The 22,764-nt window shown below is 46.2% G+C and carries 19 protein-coding genes and 1 pseudogene; 17 read left to right on the top strand and 3 right to left on the bottom strand.

Going from position 1 to position 22,764, the window contains the following annotated elements; translation table 11 throughout:
• Nucleotides 1–44: 44 nt before the first annotated feature.
• Nucleotides 45–1,277 (bottom strand): beta-ketoacyl-ACP synthase II, encoded by a 1,233-nt coding sequence (locus NGM44_RS06710; RefSeq protein ID WP_253222965.1) that lies wholly within the window; start codon nt 1,275–1,277, stop codon nt 45–47.
• Between the two features lie 303 nt (nt 1,278–1,580).
• Between NGM44_RS06710 and NGM44_RS06715 the strand changes: the two genes are divergently transcribed.
• The 5 genes from NGM44_RS06715 (at nt 1,581) to tuf (ending at nt 7,673) form a co-directional block, all read left to right on the top strand.
• A complete protein-coding gene (locus tag NGM44_RS06715) occupies nt 1,581–2,876 on the top strand; it encodes a hypothetical protein (protein WP_253222966.1) in 1,296 nt (431 codons plus the stop codon).
• Between the two features lie 259 nt (nt 2,877–3,135).
• Nucleotides 3,136–3,510 (top strand): 30S ribosomal protein S12, encoded by a 375-nt coding sequence (gene rpsL, locus NGM44_RS06720; protein WP_003656377.1) that lies wholly within the window; start codon nt 3,136–3,138, stop codon nt 3,508–3,510.
• A 113-nt stretch (nt 3,511–3,623) separates the two neighbouring features.
• Nucleotides 3,624–4,097 (top strand): 30S ribosomal protein S7, encoded by a 474-nt coding sequence (gene rpsG / locus NGM44_RS06725; protein ID WP_253222967.1) that lies wholly within the window; start codon nt 3,624–3,626, stop codon nt 4,095–4,097.
• Between the two features lie 138 nt (nt 4,098–4,235).
• The gene (gene fusA / locus NGM44_RS06730; protein WP_253222968.1) at nt 4,236–6,362 is read left to right on the top strand and encodes an elongation factor G; all 2,127 of its coding nucleotides are present in this window, start codon (nt 4,236–4,238) and stop codon (nt 6,360–6,362) included.
• A 120-nt stretch (nt 6,363–6,482) separates the two neighbouring features.
• Complete coding sequence (tuf, locus tag NGM44_RS06735; RefSeq protein WP_253222969.1) at nt 6,483–7,673, top strand: elongation factor Tu; 1,191 nt, start codon at nt 6,483–6,485, stop codon at nt 7,671–7,673.
• A gap of 146 nt (nt 7,674–7,819) precedes the next feature.
• Here tuf and NGM44_RS06740 read toward each other — a convergent pair whose 3' ends face one another.
• Nucleotides 7,820–8,554, bottom strand: a complete 735-nt coding sequence (locus NGM44_RS06740; RefSeq protein WP_253222970.1) for a folate-binding protein YgfZ — start codon at nt 8,552–8,554, stop codon at nt 7,820–7,822.
• Between the two features lie 197 nt (nt 8,555–8,751).
• Between NGM44_RS06740 and NGM44_RS06745 the strand changes: the two genes are divergently transcribed.
• From NGM44_RS06745 to NGM44_RS06800, 12 genes and pseudogenes are all read left to right on the top strand, one after another.
• Nucleotides 8,752–9,090, top strand: a complete 339-nt coding sequence (locus tag NGM44_RS06745) for a zinc ribbon domain-containing protein YjdM (RefSeq protein ID WP_253222971.1) — start codon at nt 8,752–8,754, stop codon at nt 9,088–9,090.
• A gap of 276 nt (nt 9,091–9,366) precedes the next feature.
• Nucleotides 9,367–10,659 (top strand): glutamate-1-semialdehyde 2,1-aminomutase, encoded by a 1,293-nt coding sequence (gene hemL, locus NGM44_RS06750; protein WP_253222972.1) that lies wholly within the window; start codon nt 9,367–9,369, stop codon nt 10,657–10,659.
• A 188-nt stretch (nt 10,660–10,847) separates the two neighbouring features.
• Nucleotides 10,848–13,664 carry a preprotein translocase subunit SecA gene (gene secA, locus NGM44_RS06755; protein ID WP_253222973.1) on the top strand — a complete coding sequence of 939 codons (2,817 nt, stop codon included), beginning with the start codon at nt 10,848–10,850 and terminating at the stop codon, nt 13,662–13,664.
• 192 nt (nt 13,665–13,856) lie between these two features.
• Complete coding sequence (locus tag NGM44_RS06760) at nt 13,857–14,216, top strand: hypothetical protein (protein WP_253222974.1); 360 nt, start codon at nt 13,857–13,859, stop codon at nt 14,214–14,216.
• A 90-nt stretch (nt 14,217–14,306) separates the two neighbouring features.
• Nucleotides 14,307–14,555, top strand: a complete 249-nt coding sequence (locus NGM44_RS06765) for a helix-turn-helix domain-containing protein (RefSeq protein ID WP_253222975.1) — start codon at nt 14,307–14,309, stop codon at nt 14,553–14,555.
• Nucleotides 14,556–14,595: 40 nt separating this feature from the next.
• The gene (locus NGM44_RS06770; RefSeq protein ID WP_253222976.1) at nt 14,596–14,994 is read left to right on the top strand and encodes a hypothetical protein; all 399 of its coding nucleotides are present in this window, start codon (nt 14,596–14,598) and stop codon (nt 14,992–14,994) included.
• A gap of 155 nt (nt 14,995–15,149) precedes the next feature.
• A complete protein-coding gene (locus tag NGM44_RS06775) occupies nt 15,150–15,401 on the top strand; it encodes a hypothetical protein (RefSeq protein WP_253222977.1) in 252 nt (83 codons plus the stop codon).
• A gap of 177 nt (nt 15,402–15,578) precedes the next feature.
• Nucleotides 15,579–15,851, top strand: coding sequence for a DUF1778 domain-containing protein (locus tag NGM44_RS06780; RefSeq protein ID WP_253222978.1), 273 nt, complete (start codon nt 15,579–15,581; stop codon nt 15,849–15,851).
• Nucleotides 15,851–16,318, top strand: a complete 468-nt coding sequence (locus NGM44_RS06785) for a GNAT family N-acetyltransferase (protein ID WP_253222979.1) — start codon at nt 15,851–15,853, stop codon at nt 16,316–16,318. The genes NGM44_RS06780 and NGM44_RS06785 overlap by 1 nt, the downstream gene beginning before the upstream one ends.
• Nucleotides 16,319–16,462: 144 nt before the next feature.
• A complete protein-coding gene (locus NGM44_RS06790) occupies nt 16,463–16,771 on the top strand; it encodes a transposase (RefSeq protein WP_103034747.1) in 309 nt (102 codons plus the stop codon).
• A complete protein-coding gene (locus NGM44_RS06795) occupies nt 16,771–17,637 on the top strand; it encodes an IS3 family transposase (protein WP_305884161.1) in 867 nt (288 codons plus the stop codon). Before NGM44_RS06790 ends, NGM44_RS06795 begins: the two co-directional genes overlap by 1 nt.
• Before the next feature lie 29 nt (nt 17,638–17,666).
• Nucleotides 17,667–18,250 (top strand): annotated as a pseudogene (locus NGM44_RS06800) (IS3 family transposase); the annotation flags it as partial.
• Between the two features lie 132 nt (nt 18,251–18,382).
• On the opposite strand, the gene NGM44_RS06805 reads toward NGM44_RS06800, so the two are convergent.
• On the bottom strand, nt 18,383–22,060 hold the full coding sequence (locus NGM44_RS06805; RefSeq protein WP_253222981.1) for an Rne/Rng family ribonuclease: 3,678 nt from the start codon (nt 22,058–22,060) through the stop codon (nt 18,383–18,385).
• Between the last annotated feature and the right edge of the window lie 704 nt (nt 22,061–22,764).

The following is a 22,764-nucleotide window of genomic DNA, read 5'->3' on the forward strand; positions in this document are numbered from 1 at the left end:
AACCCCACCGAAAGTGGGTGGGGTTGTTTGGCAGGGTTTAAAATTTAACTACCAAACTTCTGCAGTACCAAGGCTGCATTTGTACCACCAAAGCCAAAGCTATTGCTCATTGCACTATTAACTGTGGTGTGGCGCGTCTCGGTGACGATGTCAAAGTTTTTCGTGCCTTCATCCAGATTGGTGACATTAATAGTCGGAGCGATAAAGCCGTGATTGATCATCAATAGACAGTAGATCAGCTCTTGGACACCGACCGCACCTAGGCTGTGACCTGTCATGGATTTGGTTGAGCTGATGGCAGGGGTTTTCTCGACACCACCAAAGGCAGTCGCGATGGCATTCAGCTCAGTGATGTCGCCTAGTGGCGTGCTTGTGCCGTGACTATTGACATAATCAACCTGATCCAGACCTGCTTGCGCTAGGGCGATTTGCATACAGCGCACCGCACCTTCACCGCTTGGTGCGACCATTTCAGCACCATCAGAAGTTGCGCCATAGCCAGTGATTTCTGCTAGGATGGTTGCGCCGCGTGCTTGGGCAGATTCTAGACTTTCGACGATGACCATGCCGCCACCGCCAGCGATCACGAAGCCATCGCGATCAGCATCATAAGGGCGGCTTGCGGTGGTTGGGGTGTCGTTGTACTGCGTACTCATCGCGCCCATCGCATCAAACATACACGACTGTGTCCAATGCTCACCTTCGCCGCCACCTGCGATGACCATATCAGCTTTACCAAGTTGGATCAGCTCCATCGCATGACCGACGCAGTGGCTTGAAGTTGCACAAGCACTTGATAGCGAATAAGACACGCCTTTGATTTTCAGACCCGTTGCCAGTGTCGCTGAGACTGAGCTTGCCATCACTTTTGGTACAGCCATCGCGCCGACACCGCGCAGACCTTTATCGCGCATGGCATCGACAGCGGTAACGACATCGGCAGTCGATGCGCCGCCTGATGCAGCGACCACCGCCACGCGTGGATTGTCCGCGACATCTTCAGGGGTCAGCCCTGCATCTTTGATGGCTTGTAGTGCGGCGACATAGGCATATAAGCTGGCATCGCTCATAAAACGCTTCAGCTTACGATCAATACCTGTGGTATCAAGACTATTAGTATCAATGCTGCCAGAGACTTGTGATTTAAAGCCGTGATCAGCATAGCTTTGGTTGAAGGTCAGTCCTGATTGACCTGCGATCAGGGCGTTTTTTACCGTGTCCAAATCATTGCCTAGGCATGAGACAATGCCTGCGCCTGTGATGACAACTCGTTTCATAAGAAAATCCTGTTTTTAAGTTTACAGTTGTAATGCGGCTATTGTAACAAATTATTTGACCAAAAGCGGCAATTTTTTTCATAAAAATATCGCAAATTTGCCAAAAATCACCGTATATATCTGGAATTTTTGCAACTTTTAGCACAGCAGTAGGGTTTGTGTAGCATTACTCACAATGGCAAACCGATTATGCCTAGCGATGGCGCGGTTTTTGTGTTAGGCTAGTGGTCATGATGTATGAATTTGAAATATGAATGAAAAATGGAGTGTAGCATGGCAAGGGCCAATAAAAAATCAAAAAAAGTGAAACAAAAAATCAGCGAGCATAACACCAAGCTTGCCCAAGAAGTAGCAACTTTTGATGATCCTGAGATCGTCGCTGTCGTTGAGAGCAATAACGATGCGGTTGATGAAGTGCTGGTCATTCGTGATAGCGATGATCAAGCTGATTCAAAACCCGATATAAAATCCGATATAAAGGAAACCCACACTGAGCAGGCGGATAAGCCAAATATCATCGATGATGTTAAAGAAACTAAAGAAACCATTCAAGAAGTTGTCACAGAGACAGTGAATGATTTGACTGATAAAGTACAAGACGCTTTTAAAACTGATGATATTAAAAGTAATGATACAGATGAGCAGACAGCAGATGAAATGCACGCAAGTGCGAAATCTTTTGCCAAACCATTAAGCAGAGTCAAGCGCGGTGGTATCGGTGCGAAACTTGGGCAGATGGGCGCGTATTTGTCCGATTTGACCGCTGATCAAGCCAAGTCGTATGCTGCGGTGGATTTGCAGCAGACAGAATTTAAAAAAGATATGTTCCACGAGCAAAGCAGCCATCTGGCAATGCAGTTATTGGGTCCGAAAGCGGCAACTGTGCAGGGTCTAATGGGGAAGTTTATTGCACCAAATAAAGTCGATGGTGTGATGGAAATTGCTTATCAAAAAATCGCAACTTGGGCGCAGGCGTGGGCAATGAAGGATTTGCAAAAACGCGATGAGTTCGCGCAGCTTGCCACGCTTGATGATGCATCGCACGCCACGCTGCTTGCTGATGTCGTACATCAAAACCGCGCGCTTGCGACTTTGGGCGGCATTGCAGGTTTGGCAGGGCTAAAGGGCGTGGTGATTGATACCGTGTGGCTGCTGTTTGTCAGTCTGCGTACAGTGTATCAAGTGGCGGCGGTGTCAAATCAGCCATTGATCGGTAAAGACGGCATCAAAAAAGCCTACGGTATGCTCTCAGGGGCAAATTTACAAAAACTTCAAGAAAAACAAATCATTATGACTGCTCTGACCATCGGTCAAGGAATGCTTGCCAAGGCGCAAGAAACAGGGCTGCAAAGCGAGATTCAGGCATTAGGCGGCCGCTATCAAGCATCAAAAGCTTATACCGATCAATTTGTCAAGCTGCAAGATTATGTGGATTTGGATAAATTTAATCCATCGTGGCTTAACAAACTGCTGCCACTGATCGCGGTCGGTGTCGGCGCGCATTATAATCATCAGCTGATCGATGAAGTGATTGGCACGGCTTTGGCGACTTTTAACGCACCAAAAGCGCTTGAGCCAAAGGCGGCCAAAGAAGCCTAATGGCCATGCGATAGCCGTATGATGTCATCGAATTGACATATTCAGCTGCTATGATGAGTATGCCAAATTCATGGCTGATGACGATTGATAAAAACTTCAAGTTTTGACTATTTTTCGTCAAGGCTTGAAGTTTTTTTGATTTGGATTTATAATATAGTGTCCCAAAAAGGGTACATTGCGTTATTAGCTTGATTTTGCTGAGATTTCGGCAGGGTTGGCTAATGGCGAATTTTTAACAACAACGGGAGAGAATTGCCCTATGGCAACTACAAACCAGCTAATCCGCAAGGGTCGCACAACCATCAAGGAAAAATCAAAAGTTCCTGCGTTGCAAGCGTGCCCACAGCGTCGTGGCGTGTGTACTCGTGTTTACACCACCACACCAAAAAAACCAAACTCAGCAATGCGTAAAGTGTGCCGTGTGCGTTTGACTTCAGGCTATGAAGTATCAAGCTACATCGGTGGTGAAGGCCACAACCTTCAAGAGCACAGCGTTGTTCTAATCCGTGGCGGTCGTGTTAAAGACTTGCCAGGTGTGCGTTATCACACCGTGCGTGGTGCACTTGACTGTGCAGGCGTGAAAGATCGTAAGCAAGGCCGTTCTAAGTACGGTGCTAAGCGTCCTAAGGCATAAGCCTAAGACATCATTTGCATATGACGGGTTTGGTGTGTCAAACCCAAGTGTGCAGTAAGGCTGGTTAAACCTAGCTTTATACCAGACAATCCTGAAGAAATAAGGAAACTATTATGCCAAGACGTCGTGTCGTCGCTGCCCGTGAAATCCTACCAGATCCAAAATTCGGCAGCCAAACAATCGCTAAATTCATCAACCATGTAATGGTCGATGGCAAAAAATCAGTTGCAGAAAAGATCGTTTACGGTGCTCTAGAAGCAGTTGCTGCTAAAAAAGACATCGCAGATCCAGTTGCGTTCTTTGAAGAAGTGCTAGAAAATGTTCGCCCAACCGTCGAAGTTAAAGCTCGCCGTGTTGGTGGTGCTACCTACCAAGTACCTATGGAAGTACGCCCATCCCGTCGTACTGCCCTAGCAATGCGTTGGTTGGCAGACGCTGCAGCCAAGCGTTCTGAAAAATCAATGGCTCTACGCCTAGCTGGTGAGCTAAATGATGCTTCAGAAGGTAAAGGTGCAGCCATCAAGAAACGCGATGATGTTCACCGTATGGCGGACGCGAACAAAGCGTTCTCACACTATCGCTTCTAATTGGTTTTGGCTGAGTTATCAGCTGACCAAGCGATTGTTTTTGGGTAATTTCCCAAACAATACTCAAAAATCTGCCAACCAAGCTTGGGTTTGGCTGGCAGATTTACCAAATTAAACAGAATTTTTCTAGGAAAAATTATGGCTCGTACAACCCCTATTAGCCGCTACCGTAACATCGGTATCTCGGCACACATTGACGCTGGTAAGACTACCACTTCTGAGCGTATTTTGTTCTACACAGGTGTATCTCACAAGATCGGTGAAGTACATGATGGTGCTGCTACCATGGACTGGATGGAACAAGAGCAAGAGCGTGGTATTACCATTACTTCTGCTGCGACCACTGCATTCTGGTCAGGCATGGGCAACCAATTCAAAGAACACCGTATCAATGTCATTGACACCCCAGGCCACGTTGACTTCACCATCGAAGTTGAGCGTTCTATGCGTGTTCTTGATGGTGCTTGCATGGTTTACTGTGCGGTAGGTGGTGTACAGCCACAGTCTGAAACTGTATGGCGTCAGGCAAACAAATATAAAGTACCACGCCTAGCGTTCGTTAACAAAATGGACCGTACTGGTGCAAACTTCTTCCGCGTAGTTGAGCAAATGAAGACTCGCCTAGGCGGTAACCCAGTGCCTATCGTTGTACCAGTAGGTGCAGAAGATACTTTCTCTGGTGTTATCGATTTGATCGAGATGAAATCAATCATCTGGGACGAACCATCACAAGGTATGAAGTTCGAGTACGGCGATATCCCTGCTGATCTTCAAGACACTGCTGATGAATGGCGTACCAACATGGTTGAAGCTGCTGCTGAAGCATCTGAAGAGCTAATGGATAAATACCTAGAAAATGGTGATTTGACCAAAGAAGAGATCGTTCAAGGTCTACGTATCCGTACCCTAGCTTGCGAAATTCAACCAATGCTTTGTGGTTCTGCGTTCAAGAACAAAGGTGTTCAGCGTATGCTTGACGCTGTGATCGAGTTCCTGCCAGCACCAAACGATGTTGAAGCGATCAAAGGTATCCTAGACGACAAAGATGAAACTGAAGCATCTCGTGAAGCGTCTGATGAAGCACCATTTGCTGCACTAGCGTTCAAGATCATGAACGACAAATATGTGGGTAACCTAACATTCGTTCGTGTATACTCAGGTGTGGTTAAGCAAGGCGACAGCGTTTACAACCCTGTTAAGATGAAGCGTGAGCGTATCGGTCGTATCGTACAGATGCACGCAAACGAGCAAAAAGAAGTGGAAGAAATCCGCGCAGGTGATATCGCTGCCCTAGTTGGTATGAAAGATGTAACCACTGGTGATACGCTGTGTGACAACGACAACATCATCACCCTAGAGCGTATGGAATTCCCTGAGCCAGTAATCTCTCTAGCTGTTGAGCCAAAAACTAAGGCTGACCAAGAGAAGATGTCTGTTGCTCTAGGCCGTCTAGCAAAAGAAGACCCTTCATTCCGTGTACGCACTGATGAAGAATCAGGCCAAACCATCATCTCAGGTATGGGTGAGCTACATCTTGACATCATCGTTGACCGTATGAAGCGTGAATTCGGTGTTGAAGCGAATATCGGTGCACCACAGGTTGCATACCGTGAAACAATCCGTCAAACCGTCGAAGTTGAAGGCAAATTCGTTCGCCAAACTGGTGGTCGTGGTAAATTCGGTCATGTATGGCTACGCCTAGAACCGCTTGATCCTACTGGCGATGTAGAATACGAATTCGCTGAAGAGATCGTTGGTGGTGTGGTTCCAAAAGAATACCATGCAGCGGTTGATAAAGGAATCCAAGAGCGTATGAAGAGCGGTGTTATCGCAGGCTACCCAGTAGTCGGCGTAAAAGCAACGCTATACGATGGTTCGTACCACGATGTTGACTCTGACGAACTATCGTTCAAAATGGCAGGTTCAATGGCGTTCAAAAAAGGCTTCCTACAAGCAAGCCCAGCGCTACTAGAGCCTATCATGAAAGTTGAAGTAGAAACTCCAGAAGACTACATGGGCGACATCATGGGTGACTTGAACCGTCGTCGTGGTATGGTTCAAGGTATGGATGATCTACCTGGCGGCACTAAGTCTATCCGTGCAGAAGTACCACTAGCTGAGATGTTCGGCTATGCAACTCAAATGCGTTCTATGTCTCAAGGTCGTGCAACTTACTCAATGGAGTTTGTAAAATACCAAGAAACTCCGAAGAACGTTGCTGACGAGATCATCAAGAAGTTCACTGCGAAGGATGATGACGAGTAATTTATCGTCACATTCTGACAAACCTGTCAATGCTGTCTATTTGGACAGCATTGCAGATTGATTTATTAACCTTTGTGCATCGGGATACACCCAAAATGCACATTTATCGAGGAAACCATCATGGCAAAGGCCAAGTTTGAACGTAACAAGCCACACGTAAACGTTGGTACCATCGGTCACGTTGACCATGGTAAAACCACTCTAACTGCTGCGATCGCTACTGTTGCTGCTAAGCACCACGGCGGTGAAGCAAAAGACTACGCTGCAATTGACTCAGCTCCTGAAGAAAAAGCGCGTGGTATTACCATTAACACTTCTCACATCGAGTACGACACTGCAAACCGTCACTACGCACACGTTGACTGCCCAGGCCACGCTGACTATGTTAAAAACATGATCACTGGTGCTGCACAGATGGACGGCGCGATCCTAGTTGTATCTGCAACTGACGGCCCAATGCCACAAACTCGTGAGCACATCCTACTATCTCGTCAGGTTGGTGTACCATACATCATGGTATTCATGAACAAGTGCGACATGGTTGATGACGAAGAACTACTAGAGCTAGTTGAAATGGAAGTTCGTGAACTTCTATCTGACTACGACTTCCCAGGTGATGATACCCCAATCATCAAAGGTTCTGCACTAGAAGCACTAAACGGCGCTGACAGCAAGTACGGTGAGCCAGCAGTTCTAGAACTACTAGACACTCTAGATACTTACATCCCAGAGCCAGAGCGTGCTGTAGATAAAGCATTCTTGATGCCAATCGAAGACGTATTCTCAATCTCAGGTCGTGGTACTGTTGTAACTGGTCGTGTTGAATCAGGCGTCATCAAAGTTGGTGAAGAGATCGAAATCGTTGGTATCAAACCAACTCAAAAAACTACCTGTACTGGTGTTGAAATGTTCCGTAAGCTGCTAGACGAAGGTCGTGCAGGTGAGAACTGTGGTATCCTACTTCGTGGTACTAAGCGTGAAGAAGTTCAACGCGGTCAAGTACTTGCTAAGCCAGGTTCAATCACCCCACACACCAAGTTCGACGCAGAAGTATACGTACTATCAAAAGAAGAAGGTGGTCGTCACACGCCATTCCTAAATGGCTATCGCCCACAGTTCTACTTCCGTACTACTGACGTAACTGGTGCAATCACTCTACAAGAAGGCACTGAAATGGTTATGCCAGGCGATAACGTTGAGATGAGCGTTGAGCTAATCCACCCAATCGCTATGGACAAAGGTCTTCGCTTCGCGATCCGTGAAGGCGGCCGTACCGTAGGTGCTGGTGTTGTTGCTACTGTTAAAGACTAATCGTTAAACAGTCACAAACCAACCATAAAACAAAAAGGCAAACCTGAAAAGGGTTTGTCTTTTTGTTTGTCTATCAGTTTGTATAAAAGCCACGCAACAAAAAAGCCATCATCGCGATGGCTTATGCTATTTGGTCTACAAACTAATCACACCCGACCTACATCGGCTTGCAAGGCATCAGGCAGTGGCAGATTCTGTAGAGATTGAGTCGCGCCCAGAGTTTCGATGGTATCAGGGCGCGCGACGACCAAAGCTTCTGAACCATCTAAGCTACTGATGCTATTTACCACAGCCAAGCCCGATTCTTCAGCATGATGGGCAAAAAAGTCCACATCCGCACTTGCCACACGGTGCAAATAGGCTTTTGGGCTTGCCTTAAAGTACAATCGCGCAACGATTTCTTGACCCAGATAGCAGCCCTTATCATATGCCACGCCATCACGCTGATGCAGGCGCAGTTCTTGCGGTTGATATAGCTCGCTTGTGTCTTTGGTAATCCAATAATTACCCGTAGCGATACTCAAGGCTTGCCATTGCGCGGTTTGATCATGGTCGGTGGTATCAAAACTTGCCACGCCATCAATGATCGCAGGATAAATCGGCTTGGCAGCAGATAGGGTGATTTTTGAAAATGCGCCAAATTTTTTGATATGCTTGGCAAGGTCTTCTGCCAAATCACTGCTGATCACGATTTGCACACCATCATCCGCGTTATCACTGACGCGACGCACCCACAAGCCAAATTGTACGCGCCCCTTTAGATTACAAATCGCTGTCGGTACAAATGCCGTACCGATTTTACCCATATCTGCGGTGATTTGCCCTTGCAAAAATTTATCAGTATCACCGCCTGTCATCACAAAAACGCTAAAATCAGTCATTGTTTTATCCCAAATCATAATCGCTGATCGAAAGTATTGCACAGTTAATGGGGATGATTTGCAAAAATTATAAGGGTGATTGGCATAAAAATGTTAAAATTTTGTACGATTTGCCATAGAGTGCAACAAATTGACGCCGAAATCGGTTACAATAAGCAGTTAAGTTTTAATTTGTAATTTTCAACACAGAGGATGCGATGACACTACCAGTTTGCCCAAAATGCCACGAAGAATTCACCTATGCCGACGGCGATCTGCTGATTTGCCCAATGTGCGCGCATGAATGGAAAGAAGGCGAGTCAAGCGATGAGCTGCCAGTCATCAAAGATGCAGTCGGCAATGTATTGGCCGATGGCGACGCGGTAACGGTTATTAAGGATTTAAAAGTTAAAGGCTCAAGCGCGCCTATTAAAGTCGGTACCAAAGTCAAATCAATCCGCCTAATCTACGATGCGCCCGATGATCACGATATTGACTGTAAAATTGATGGCTTCGGGGCGATGAAGTTAAAATCTAGTGTGGTCAAAAAAGCCTGATTATCTTCGCCTGATGGGATATTGCGTCGTCAAGTTTCGCTCGATGTACTAATTGTACACCGTTGCTTATTTTTCTAGCACTATTTATATTAGACCACGATAATTGTACAGATTTATAGCAAAAGCCAAAGAAATTGCGGTTTATAACCGCTTTTTCCAAAATTAATTTACTGCAGATGATTTGATTGGCAGTAGTAATGAACAAAAATATCAAGCCTAAGAATTTAGCATTCTTTGGCTATAAATGTAAATTCATCCAAAAAACAAGGATTTCCCATGACTCACCAAAGTGCCGCTGACCAAATCTTGTTCGAAAAAGCCAAACGCCATATCGCTGGCGGTGTCAATTCGCCTGTGCGTGCCTTTGCGGGCGTGGGTGGAACACCTGTGTTTGTGTCGCGCGCGAAGGGTGCGTACATTTACGACACCGAAGACAATGCTTATATCGACTATGTCGGCTCATGGGGCCCGATGATTTTGGGTCATGCACATGATGAAGTGATCGCTGCGGTCAAGGCGGCGGCTGAAGACGGCCTGTCATTTGGGGCACCGACGCCATCAGAGACGACGATGGCGGATTTGATCGCTAGTATCGTGCCAAGCATTGAGCTTGTGCGCATGGTATCATCAGGCACTGAAGCGACGATGTCGGCGATTCGTTTGGCGCGTGGCTATACAGGTCGTGATAAGATTGTCAAGTTCGAAGGCTGCTATCATGGGCATTCGGACAGCTTGCTTGTCAAGGCTGGCTCTGGCATGCTGGATATTGGCGAGCCGACTTCTAAGGGTGTGCCTGCTGATTTTGCTAAGCATACCTTAACACTACCTTATAATGATATTGATGCATTAAAGGCGTGCTTTGATAAATTTGGCAGTGAGCTTGCGTGCGTGATTTTAGAGCCGATCGCGGGTAATATGAACATGGTCATCCCAAGCCAAGAATTTCACAACACCTTGCGCGCACTATGTACCGAGCATGGCGTGGTGCTGATTTTTGATGAAGTAATGACAGGCTTTCGTGTGGGTCTTGGGGGTGCGCAGGCGCATTTTGGCATCACGCCTGATTTGACAACATTTGGCAAAATCATCGGCGCAGGTCTGCCTGTCGGTGCGTTTGGCGGTAAACGAGAGATCATGGAATGCATCGCGCCATTGGGTGGAGTGTATCAAGCAGGCACGCTGTCGGGCAATCCATTGGCGATGCGCGCAGGCAAGGCGATGTTTGATAAATTGACTGCTGATGGCTTTTATCAAGAATTGACCGCTAAAACCGAATATCTGATTGCAGGGCTAAAAGCTGCCGCCGCCAAGCACAATGTGCCATTCCAAGCCTGCTCGGTGGGCGGAATGTTCGGTCTGTTCTTTAGCGAGACTCTGCCGCAGAATTTCAATAATGTCGCGACAAATTGCGATGCCAAAAAATTCGCCACTTTCTTCCATGCCATGCTTGATGAAGGCGTGTACCTTGCGCCATCGGCATTTGAAGCGGCGTTCATGTCATCGGCGCACACTTATGAAGATCTTGATAAGACCATCGCTGCGGCGGATAAAGTCTTTGCCAGTTTGTAAAATTTTGTCAAATTGTGCGGATTTATGGGATGTGTAGCTTGATTTTAGTGCATTCAAAACCATAAACCTGAGCAATATGATTAATGGTTGAAAAATTCAAAATAACACAGTGTTGAATTGGTTTACTTTGTCTTATTTTGTTTTTAAATGATGATAAATGGGCATTTCCCATTTTTACGGAAAAAATTATGTTAGCAAAAATCGTCGGTGCGGTCATCGGCACCAAAAATGAACGCGAACTTAAGCGTATGCGCAAAGCAGTCGCCAAGATCAATGCCCTAGAACCAAGCATTCAGGCACTGAGCGATGATCAGCTGCGCCAAAAAACACAAGAGTTCAAAGAGCGTCATCAGGCAGGCGAAAGCCTTGATAAGCTGTTGCCTGAAGCGTTTGCGGTGTGTCGTGAAGCGTCGCTGCGTGTCAATGGGATGCGTCACTATGATGTGCAGCTGATCGGCGGTATGACCTTGCACGAAGGCAAGATCGCTGAGATGAAGACCGGTGAAGGTAAGACTTTGATGGCAACTCTAGCGATGTATCTGAACGCCATCAGTGGTAAGGGCGTGCATGTCGTCACGGTCAATGACTATCTTGCCAAGCGTGATGCCGAGCTGAACCGTTCGTTGTTTGCATTTTTGGGCTTGACCGTTGGTGTGATTTATAGCCAGCAGCCACCACAAGAGAAGTTCGCCGCTTATCGTGCTGATATTACTTATGGCACGAATAATGAATACGGCTTTGACTATCTACGTGATAATATGGTGTTTAGCCTAGCTGAAAAAAAGCAGCGTCCGCTGAACTATTGCATCATTGACGAGATTGACTCAATTTTGATCGATGAAGCGCGTACGCCACTGATTATCTCAGGTCAAGCCGAAGATTCGGCGCATCTGTATGCCTTGATTGATAAGGTGGTTGAAAATCTTGTGCGCTCGCAAGATGAAGAAGCGAACAAGAATAATACCGATGGCGATTTTTGGATTGATGAGAAGAATCGTACCATAGAAATCAGCGAAAAAGGCTACGAGAAAATTGAGAAATTCTTAATCGAAGTCGGTGAGCTGGGCGAAAAAGAAAGCTTATACAGCCCTGCGCGTCTGCCACTGCTTGCTCATGCACAGGCGGCGATTCGTGCGCATCATTTATTTGTCAAAAATATTCACTACATCGTCCAAGATGGCGAAGTGATCATCGTCGATGAGAATACAGGTCGTACCATGCCAGGTCGTCGCTGGTCAGATGGTCTGCACCAAGCGGTAGAAGCCAAAGAAGGCGTGGAAATCCAAGCTGAAAATCAGACGATGGCGACCACCACCTTCCAGAACTATTTCCGTCTGTATGACAAGCTGTCGGGCATGACAGGTACGGCAGATACCGAAGCGGCGGAGTTGAAATCGACTTATGAGCTGGATGTTGTGATCATTCCGACACATCGTCCGATTGCGCGTATTGATATGGATGACCAGATTTTCTTGACCAAGCTTGGCAAGTACAAAGGCATCATCCGTGAGATCAAGGCAATCACCGAAAAGGGCGCGCCTGTACTGGTTGGTACAGCGACGATCGAAGCGTCCGAAGAACTGTCTTATTTGCTTGACCAAGAAGGCATCAAGCATAATGTCCTAAACGCCAAGCAGCACGAACGCGAAGCTGACATCATCGCCCAAGCAGGTCGCCCAAAGGCAGTGACTATCGCCACTAACATGGCAGGTCGTGGTACGGATATTATCCTAGGCGGTAACTGGCAAGCAGAACTTGAAGACATTGAAGGCGTGACCGATGAGATGCGCGCAGCAGCACAAGCAGCATGGCAAGAGCGTCATGATGCAGTGCTGGCGGCAGGTGGTCTGCATATCATCGGTTCAGAGCGTCATGAATCACGCCGTATCGACAACCAGTTGCGTGGTCGTGCCGGCCGTCAAGGTGACCCAGGTCAATCTCGCTTTTTCTTGTCGCTAGAAGATGATTTGATGCGTATTTTTGCTGGTGATCGCATTACCAATATGTTCCGCGCGATGGGTCTAAAAGAAGACGAAGCGATCGAGCATAAGATGGTATCGCGCTCGATCGAAGGTGCGCAAGGTAAAGTAGAAGCGCGTGACTTCGATGCGCGTAAAAGCCTGTTGAAATACGATGATGTCGCCAATGAGCAGCGTAAAGTCATCTATGGGCAGCGTGATGAGCTGCTTGCCGAGATGGATCTACAAGACGGCATCAAGGCAATGCACCATGAAGTGTATAATGCGCTGATCAATCAGTTCGTCCCACCAGGTTCGGTCGATGATCAGTGGAATATCGATGGTCTGGAAGATGAAATTGAAGAAGCATTCCGTTTTTATATGCCGATCAATGACTGGCTAGACGCTGATCGCCGCTTGGATGAAGAAGGCTTGCGCGAAAAAATCGTCAATACTGCCATCGAACGCTACGAAACACGCCGCGCGCAGATGGGCGAAGAAACTGCCGCATCGCTTGAGCGTCACTTTATGCTACAAAGCCTTGATCGTCACTGGAAAGAACATCTGACTCAGATGGATCAGCTGCGTAAAGGCATTCATCTGCGCAGTTATGCACAGAAAAATCCAGAGCAAGAGTATAAGCGCGAATCATTTGAGCTGTTCCAAGCGATGATGGGTGCGATCAAGTCTGATCTGGTACAAGACCTTGCGCGCGTACATGTGCCGACCCCAGAAGAGTTAGCAGCCTTAGAAGAAGAGCGTCGCTTGCAAGCTGAACGGATGCAGATGATGTTTGAGCATAATGAGATCAATCTAGACGGTAGCGAAAGCCGCGATCCTGAATTGACCACAGGTCCTGTGCCAAATCGCCACCGCATCAAGCAGCAAGTGACCATCACACTAGGTGGTGCAGCCGCTGCAAGTGACAGCGTACAGCCGCAAGTGGGCGATGATGAGCTCGTTATTCCTGCCAATATCAACCGCAATGCGCCATGTCCTTGTGGCTCTGGATTGAAATACAAACAATGTCACGGCAAGCTCAGCTAACCTTGTGCAGTTTGGGTAAAAAGGCGGTTTTTAATCGCCTTTTTGTTTGAATCGATGATGGGTAAGATTGGATAATCTACAGCAAGTAAAAAATACCAAGATGTCATCGTATGTAACAAAAAGTATGCTATACTAGATTTATTCAATTTAACGCATTGTCATCCATGATGGCAAAAAACTCAAGGACAACCCATGAAAAAATCATTATTCAGCGTCCTACTGTTATCTGCAACCGTTGCTTTGGCTGCTTGCAGCAAAAAAGCTGAAGAAACCGCACAAACCGCTGAGCCTGCTGATGTGCCGATGAGCGCCGCCCCTGCTGATGTCGCCATTAAGGACAACAGTGAAGATACAGCAGTTGACAGCGCACAAGCCACCGATACGGTAGCTGTAGCAGATGGCACAGCTACCGAAGCTGAGCCTGTGCCTGCTGATGAGTTAGCAGATGAAAATGGTGATATCGCTGAAGCCATCGAATTTGATGATGAAGCAGCAGCGACCGCCACAGCAGATGCTGAAGTGGTGGATGAAAGCGAAACAACCAATAAATAATCTGCTAAACAATCCGCCAATCAGTACAAAAAAACGCCAAGTTATCATTGAACCGCACCCCAAAAGTTAGACAACCTTTGGGGTGTTTTTATGACCAAATACACAATTGACTTTAAACTTGAAGTCATTGATCATTATCACAATGGACTTAGTTGTACTCAGATAGCTAATTTGTTTGGTATAGAAAGTTCTATCGTCCATAACTGGGTGAGACTCTACCAAACTCATGGTATTGATGGCATTCGTATCAGAAAGAGCAAAGCTAGTTATTCACCAGAATTCAAACACACAGCAGTATTGCTTTTCATCATGAATGCGGTAAAAAAGATGCGATTTTGATGCTGTTTTAGGTTACAATATGAATTAAGATAAGTTTACTATGCAAAAACAAACATTTGACTTGGAATTTGACCATCTGATGGGACTGTCAGATGTTGAACTCGACAAGGTACATAAGGTTATGAGCATTTTCGATGTACAGCAAACGCTGAAAAACACTGAACAAATGGTGGCATTAACTGCCGCACAAGTGGAGCGTATGGCGGCTGAAAATCAGCGGATGCAAGCGGTGAATGCAGCAGAATATGAGCGGCTTATCGCTGAAACCATGCGCATTCGTGCAGATTTCGAAAAAGCACAAGCAGAACGAGATAGAATTAATAAAGAAACTCGCTTTTACCCTGTGGTTGCCCTACTAACATCTGCCGCTTTTATCGCTTTTGCGACATCTGTAACAACCGCTTTTGGGGTTTGGTTACTTGGTTTTGTCACCAAGTGAACGCATGGTTGATATTGCAAGCCGTCCAAATGGGCGGCTTTTGCTTGTACAGAATACGCCAAGGCGTATTAATTTGTGGGTGAAGTTTTTAAAAATCCTACTTCCTGTTGGAAATATAATAACCACATCAACCAACAACACAAGGAAACTTAAAAATGCGCACTATGGCACAAGCAATGGCGCAAGCCCACATTAAAGCAATTGCTTCACTGCTCACCAACAAAGAAGCCCTAACAGCGATTGAGCAAGTTAAGCATATGCTTGATACAAAACAGCCGTTATGCAATGCAAGTTTTGCGCTACTGATGAAAGCAGGCGAAATCACAACTAACAGCTATGGCTATTGCCATTTTGCGGTTAATGGTTGTCATTATGACCTTTGGACACTATGTGAACAGCTGATGTAAAGATACAGAAAAAACATAGATCCTGTGCTACACGCCATCTACAGCGAATTGTATGAACGGGATTATTACGGCTCATCCGATGATGATGAATGATTTGGTAAACAAGGTTGATAATTTATGTTCACTATGTTAGATTGTACGCATGACAGACGCACAATATACAAAGGAAACAAAGTCATGCGATCATCAGCAAGAATTAACATTCGCACAACGCCCCACGCCAAAAGCACTGTAGAACAGGCGTGTTCTATGATGGGTGTAAGTATTAGCCATTTCATGATGACATTGGCTTATGAAAAATCCCTAGAGTTGATTAACAGTCAGCTTTATTGGGATCCAAGCGATGCCGATAAAGCATTAATGCAAGATCTTATGGAAAACCCAAGAGAACCCACGCCTGCACTTCAAGAACTCATGCATACCAATCTTGGTGTTAAGGATTTGACTTGATGCAGTTTGAGCATTTAAATAAACATCATGATAGACAGAGTTTTGATTGTGGCAATGTGCAGATCAATTCTTATTTACACCGCTTGGCTGGTCAGCACCATAAAAAAGGCATCTCTAAAGTTCATGTATTGGCGCAAGGATCGGAAATCATCGGGTTTTATACCCTATCCAATCTGATGATCAATATAAAAAGCAAGCATTATCCCAATACAGTGCCTGCGATTTTGATTGGTAGAATTGGTGTGTCTCTCAATCATCAAGGTCAAGGATTTTCCAAGATGCTGCTTACTCATGCGCTACAGAAGATTACCAAGCTTAGCCAAGATACAGGCATTGTGTTTGTTGTGGTTGATGCTAAAGATGAGAAACTTGCGGAATATTACACCAAATTCGGTTTTGTAAGAACGGAATACCCCTTAAGGCTAATACTTGAAGTCTCTACATTACACAAGACGACCCCAGATTAACATCTGGGGTTTTTGATGGTTGATGGTACGCCAAGGCGTTAATAGGTTTAGGGTTGTCCTTGTTCCTTCTACTCCCTGCACCGGTACAATATTCCCAGACACCCCATAAGAGGTTATACTACCCCAAACTAGGAGCAATCTCTCATGACAAAACAGCGTAAGCAGTACAGCAGCGAATTTAAACTAGAAATGGTCAAACTCATTGAAGAACAAAATCAGCGTGTTGTTGATGTTGCTAAGCAATATGATATCGGTAAATCGACTTTAGAAAACTGGCTTAAGCGTTATCGTCTTGAACTTCAAGGCAAGCCATTAGCCACAGGTCATGCCCTAACACCAGAACAACGAGAGCTTGAGCGTCTTCGTAAAGAAAATGCCCAGCTAAGACTTGAGCGAGATATTTTAAAAAAGGCATCCGCTCTATTAGCTCAAGACAGCTTACTATCCCGCTAATAGAGCAATTGATGGGGCAATACAGCATCAGTAAAGCAAAGCTGTGTCAGTTATTTGGTATTTGCCGAAGTACTTATTATGTCAAGCAAAAACCAAAACTACCAACACGCAAAGAGATTGAGCTACGCTTATGGGTAAAACAAGCCTTTGATTGCTCTAAAGGATCAGCAGGATCTAGAAGTATTGCTGCTATGGTTAGCCGTGCGCATCAGATTAAACTGACACGCTATAAAGCACGTCAATTGATGAGAGCACAAGGACTCATCAGTCGTCAAAGCATCAAGCATCGCTATCGTATGGCTGATCAAGCCCATACAGTGCATGACAACTTGCTTAAACGGCAGTTTGCACCAGCTGCACCCAATCAAGTATGGGTATCGGATGTGACGTATATTCACACCAAAGCAGGATTTTGTTATTTGGCAGTGGTGATGGATTTATATGCCAGACACATCATTGGCTTTGCCATGAGTGATCGCCCAAACAGTGAGTTGACCACCAAAGCATTGGCTATGGCTTATACCATACGCTTTCAACCAACCGGTGTGTTATTTCATTCAGATCAAGGATCTCATTACACCAGTCGCACCTTTGCTGATACTATTGCTAGATGTAAGATGACACACAGTATGAGCAGAAAAGGCAACTGTTGGGATAATGCACCAACAGAAAGATTCTTTCGAAGTTTTAAAACCGAATGGATGCCAAAACATGGCTATGAGAATATCCAAGAAGCAAAAGTAGATGTGGTAAATTATATCCTTGGCTATGACAGTCAACTCAGACCCCACAGCTTTAATAACTACCTAAGCCCTGTCGAAAAAGAACGACAGTTTTTTAACAAAACCCTCTTAGGGGTTGTTTGAAAATAGTTGACCGGTACAGTCGCAAGCGAAGCAAATACAGCACTTACCGTGGACAAGTAGGCAAAATCGCTGATCATGTCTTAAACCGTAATTTTAAAGCAGACAAACCTAATCATAAATGGGTAACGGATGTGACTGAGTTTAAAGTGGTGAATGAGCAAGGTAATACAAAGAAGCTTTACTTATCACCCATCATTGATTTATATAACGGTGAGATTATCAGCTATAGCATCAAAGACAGACCGACTTATGAGTTGGTACAAGAGATGCTAAACCAAGCCATAACAACACTGACAGATGACAATAAGCCCATCTTGCATTCTGACCAAGGCTGGCATTATCAAATGAAGTGCTACCAACAAAGCTTAAAAGACAATGGCATTATCCAAAGTATGTCTGATGCGGAAATTGCTTGGATAATGCTGTGATAGAGAGTTTCTTTGGGACATTAAAAGAAGAGATATTTTATGAGAAAACTAAATTTGCTTCACCAGATGAACTTAGACAAGTGATTGATGAATACATTCACTACCACAATCATGATAGAATAAAAGTAAAATTAAAAGGACTGAGTCCTGTACAGTACAGAACTCAGTCCTTGATTAAACCTTAACCGCTAATCTTAGTGTCTAAGAATTGGGGTTGGTTCATTTACTGTGGTATTTTTTATGTTTTTATCAATTATTGTCAAAAAATTCGCCAAAATGACAACTTTGGCGAATTTTTATTACTGACCATCAGCTACTTATTCAGAAGTATCAGTCGGCTCAGCAGTTTCGGTGGTTTTGCTGATTTTACGCACTTCGACCTTTGGTTTTTTGCTCGGTTTGCGCGGTGTGCGCGTTTTCGGAGCTTTTGGGGTCTTTGGTGCTTTGGCGGTCATTAGGTTTAGAATACCAACCTGTGGCTGCAGCTGACCAGCGACATTTTCGATCATGTCTTTGTAGCTGCTTGCCTTAGATTTTTTCTCCGCCTTTTGTTCGGCGGTGATTTCTTTGATCTGACTGACCTTTTTCTCAGCTTGCTCAGTGGTTTCGGTGATCTCTAGCGCTTCGCTATTTTCTGTAGTTTCGGTAATCTCTACAGCTTGAGTTTCAGTGGCTTCAACCGTTTCTACTTGAACATCACTGCGTGTCGGCTCAGTTTCTACAGCATCAGTCGCAATGGCTTCAGCTGCTGCATTATCATCACCTAGATGGGCGAACAGATCCATAGCAGCAGTTGCGATGGTAGCGACATTATCCAAAGTCTCACTCACCACTTCGCTGACGGTATCTGAGACCTGCTCGGCGGTGAGTTTTGCGACATCGATGGCATCATCGACTAAGTGTACAACCGTTTCACCGACCGTTTCAGCGGTTTCGCTATTATCAGTCTGGCTGACTGCTTCCACAGCTTGGGTACTAGTTTCAGCAGTTTTGGTAGGATAATCCGCCACAGTTTCTACAGCGGTATCAGTAGCTACCACTTCCGCGACTTCATCGGCTGCCATGTCGCTTGGCTCGATGAAATCAGGATGTTGACCGCGTGGGTCATTGGCAGCACGGCGCGCGATCGGACGCGGTGCGACAGCAGTTTTGCCTTGTGGGGCAGATGCTTGCGCGTCCGCTTGGGTCAGCTTGTCAAACTCTGCCTTGGCGACATCTGTCATCGGCGCATAACCATAGTTGCTAAAGTAGCTGCCGAAGTCAAGGGCGGTGGTCGCGCCTTGTGATTTTGCGACTGCAGCGATGAAATCAGCGACGAATTGACCGCTGGCATTAGCACCCAAGACACTTGCGATGAACTCACCTGCTGTGCCGCGAATTGGTGCTGCAGGGGCTTGCAGGGCTGCTTGCACAACGCGTGGATCGTTCACTGCCTTGTTCATCTCTTTGGCAAGTGCTGCGATGCGTGCGCTCAATACAGGATCGATTGCAGGTTTAGGCTCTGCCGCAGGCGCAGCGTCAGCCACTGGTGTAGGCTCGATAGCTTCAGGCTTAGCTACAGCTTCGTTATCGCTATCAAGCACAGTGACAGGTGCGGTATCAGCAGTGCTTTGGATTGGTGCATCTTGTACTGATTCTTGCACAGATTCGCTGACTGCTGCATCTACTACATCAGCTGTGGCAGACTTGACAGTATCATTTGGATGTTCGGTTTTCTCAGCTTTATGCTCAGTCTTGTCCGCCTTAGTGCGTGCTTTTTTTGGCTTACTGCCATCAAGTGACAGATGCACCACTTGCGTTGCTACCGCTTCTTCTTTGGTGGCGCTGACATGAAGCACGACTTCATTTGGATCGCTTGGCTTTTGGCGTGCAGGGCGTTCTGCCTTGTCCGCTTTTGGCTTATCGGTGCGCTCTTTTTTCTCTGCTTTGTCTGCTTTATCATGCTTGTCGCTCTTAGCGGTTAGGGTCTCGCCGCGTGCGATTTCACCACGTGACTCGCGGCGTGAGCCTGCTTCGCGCTTAGGATGTTGCTCGGTTGGCTTATCCTTTTTGGCTTTGCGGTCGGTTTTTTCTGCCTTTTCTACTTTCTCAGCGGTGTCTTTTTCTTCAACTTCTTTTTTGTGCTTAGGTTTTTTGCGGCGGTCATCGTGGCTGCGCGCTTCTTTTTCAGGCTGCGTGGCAGTTTCGATGATGGCATTGATATTGCCTGCTGCGCCTAGGCTGACACCACCACTATTGACCAAGGCTTCGATGGCAGACGCAGCATCGGTCGTGCCTAGGCTGCCGGCCAGTTGGGCTTGTGGTTTTGGTGCGAATAGATTTGACAGCCATGCCACAGCTTGTGGTTCTGTCTTGGTTGGTTTGGCTTGCTCTGGCTCGGCTTTGGCGGCTTTTTTATCACCTTTGTCGCTTGCTTTGTGCCAGCGTGCGCCATCCTTGCCATCATTATCGCTTTGCCAATTGACTTCATAGCCACGATCAACAGTTTCTTTTTCTTCGGTATCGGCGATGCGCTCATAGCTTGATGGGGCAAAGCCGTCAGGATTGAAATGCAGGCTGAAATTCGGGCTTTCTAGGTGTGCATGCGGCAAGATAGTGATGCGCGCGCCACTGTCTTGCTCTAGATACACCAAGCTTTCGCGTTTTTCATTCAATAAGAATGCCGCAATGTCGGTCGGTACTTCAGCTTGGATTTCACCCATGCGTTCTTTTAGAGCGATTTGTTCGATTTGGCGCATGATTGATAGTGATAATGAGCGCAAATCGCGGATCATACCATTGCCATGACAGCGTGGGCAGATGTAACCTGTGGCTTCTTCTAACGATGGGCGCAGGCGTTGGCGGCTCATTTCCATCAGGCCAAATTTACTGATCTCAGCAAACTGCACGCGCGCACGGTCATGGCGCGTGGCTTCGACCAAGCGTTTTTCGACATCTTTTTGGTGGCGCGGATCGTTCATGTCAATAAAGTCAATGACGATCAAGCCGCCCATATCACGCAGACGCAGCTGACGCGCGATCTCATCGGCCGCTTCTAGGTTAGTATGATAAGCGGTCTCGGCGACATCCGAGCCTTTGGTGGATTTTGATGAGTTGATGTCGATCGACACCAAAGCTTCGGTCTGATCGATGACGATCGAGCCTCCTGATGGCAGACGCACTTCGCGCTGATAGGCGGTTTCGATTTGGCGTTCGATGCCAAAGCGTGCAAACATCGGCTCATACTCAGTGTATTTACGCAGTTTGCTCATCTGAGCTGGCATCACCGCGCTGATGAAGTTCGCCGCTTCGTTGTAAGCATTTTCGCTGTCGATCCACACTTCGCCGATGTCATCGCGCAGATAGTCGCGCACCGCACGCGTCACCACGCCCGCTTCTTGGTGGACAAGGCAAGGGCTTGGGCGGTTTTTGTTTTGTTCTTGGATGGATTTCCAGATGTCCAGCAGATGATCAAGGTCGTTTTGTAGATCTTCAGCACCCTTGCCAAGACCTGCAGTGCGCACGATGACGCTCATGCCTTTTGGTAGGTTTAGCCCTGCGATGATTTGTTTCATCTCTTCGCGGACTTTGCCTGAGATCTGACGGCTGATACCGCCTGCTTTGGCGTTGTTTGGCATCAATACCAGATAGCGACCAGCAAGCGAGATAAAAGTCGATAACGCTGCGCCTTTGTTGCCGCGCTCTTCTTTTTCGACTTGAACGATGACTTCATCGCCTTCTTTGATCAGCTGTTTGATGTTGTCTTCGCGGAGATTGCCATGCAGATATTCGCTGGCGATTTCTCGTAGGGGCAAAAAGCCTTGGCGCGCAGAACCATACTCGACAAACGCCGCTTCTAGCGACGGCTCGACACGGGTGATGTGTCCTTTGTAGATGTTGGCTTTTTTCTGCTCACGCGTACGATTTTCTAGGTCGAAATCGTACAGGTGATTGTCTTTGCACAGTGCCACACGAATTTCTTCGTTGTGCGTGGCGTTGATTAAAATGCGTTTCATGATGTTCCTTATAAGGGCAGCTGCCCAAGTTAAGCAACATCGGTATTTTCCAAAGATTTATAAGTTATGCTAAATATCCATCCATCGACTGCAAAAGGCGCAGCACTATAAAGATGGCATAGCGGTACTGTCATTACACATCATCTACAACTTAGTAGATGATCACCTGTATTGCTTGCACCAATGCAGGAAAAATATCGTTGTAAGGCTTGAGCCGACTGGGGTTTACCTTGCAAAAGCAGAGTTTGTCTTGTGCTTTTGAACCAGTGGTACTCAACAAGTCCAAGCAGATTGTGATGCGTCTCAATGAAAGTGTCCAATGACGGCCATCACGCTTGTCAAATCTTCTACGGCAAAAAATACCGAAGTTGCGCGTTATTCGCTTATGTTAAGCTTATTAGCTTAGCTAAATTATTTGGCGGTTGCAGGGCAAATATGGGCGTTTTACACTGTGTAAATTTTGCACTGATAAACTGGCAATGGGTATCATAAGTCGTCTTAAAAAAAGATCGAAACTTTACCAAACAACTTGCCTATGCGTGCCGATTTTCAACTTGTCATCTGATAAATTATATTAATTGATAAATTTATCCAAATTTAATAAACAGAATGACAACTGCGTGAAAAACTTGCTCAGGGATTTGCACATTTTTCGGGTGAAATTTTGTTCAGATGACAAAAATTCCCCGCATACGGGTTGCAAC

Origin of the sequence: Moraxella sp. FZFQ2102 (assembly GCF_024137865.1) — a bacterium.
Classification (GTDB): Bacteria; Pseudomonadota; Gammaproteobacteria; order Pseudomonadales; family Moraxellaceae; genus Moraxella.

Excerpts from the sequence above, each read along its gene's own strand:
- NGM44_RS06775 (WP_253222977.1), top strand. The coding sequence starts at position 15,150 with ATGCGCACTATGGCACAAGCAATGGCGCAAGCCCACATTAAAGCAATT.
- NGM44_RS06745 (WP_253222971.1), top strand. The coding sequence starts at position 8,752 with ATGACACTACCAGTTTGCCCAAAATGCCACGAAGAATTCACCTATGCC.
- NGM44_RS06740 (WP_253222970.1), bottom strand. The coding sequence starts at position 8,554 with ATGACTGATTTTAGCGTTTTTGTGATGACAGGCGGTGATACTGATAAA.
- NGM44_RS06770 (WP_253222976.1), top strand. The coding sequence starts at position 14,596 with ATGCAAAAACAAACATTTGACTTGGAATTTGACCATCTGATGGGACTG.
- NGM44_RS06710 (WP_253222965.1), bottom strand. The coding sequence starts at position 1,277 with ATGAAACGAGTTGTCATCACAGGCGCAGGCATTGTCTCATGCCTAGGC.
- hemL (WP_253222972.1), top strand. The coding sequence starts at position 9,367 with ATGACTCACCAAAGTGCCGCTGACCAAATCTTGTTCGAAAAAGCCAAA.
- fusA (WP_253222968.1), top strand. The coding sequence starts at position 4,236 with ATGGCTCGTACAACCCCTATTAGCCGCTACCGTAACATCGGTATCTCG.
- rpsG (WP_253222967.1), top strand. The coding sequence starts at position 3,624 with ATGCCAAGACGTCGTGTCGTCGCTGCCCGTGAAATCCTACCAGATCCA.
- NGM44_RS06760 (WP_253222974.1), top strand. The coding sequence starts at position 13,857 with ATGAAAAAATCATTATTCAGCGTCCTACTGTTATCTGCAACCGTTGCT.
- secA (WP_253222973.1), top strand. The coding sequence starts at position 10,848 with ATGTTAGCAAAAATCGTCGGTGCGGTCATCGGCACCAAAAATGAACGC.
- NGM44_RS06805 (WP_253222981.1), bottom strand. The coding sequence starts at position 22,060 with ATGAAACGCATTTTAATCAACGCCACGCACAACGAAGAAATTCGTGTG.
- NGM44_RS06765 (WP_253222975.1), top strand. The coding sequence starts at position 14,307 with ATGACCAAATACACAATTGACTTTAAACTTGAAGTCATTGATCATTAT.
- NGM44_RS06785 (WP_253222979.1), top strand. The coding sequence starts at position 15,851 with ATGCAGTTTGAGCATTTAAATAAACATCATGATAGACAGAGTTTTGAT.
- NGM44_RS06780 (WP_253222978.1), top strand. The coding sequence starts at position 15,579 with ATGCGATCATCAGCAAGAATTAACATTCGCACAACGCCCCACGCCAAA.
- NGM44_RS06790 (WP_103034747.1), top strand. The coding sequence starts at position 16,463 with ATGACAAAACAGCGTAAGCAGTACAGCAGCGAATTTAAACTAGAAATG.
- tuf (WP_253222969.1), top strand. The coding sequence starts at position 6,483 with ATGGCAAAGGCCAAGTTTGAACGTAACAAGCCACACGTAAACGTTGGT.
- rpsL (WP_003656377.1), top strand. The coding sequence starts at position 3,136 with ATGGCAACTACAAACCAGCTAATCCGCAAGGGTCGCACAACCATCAAG.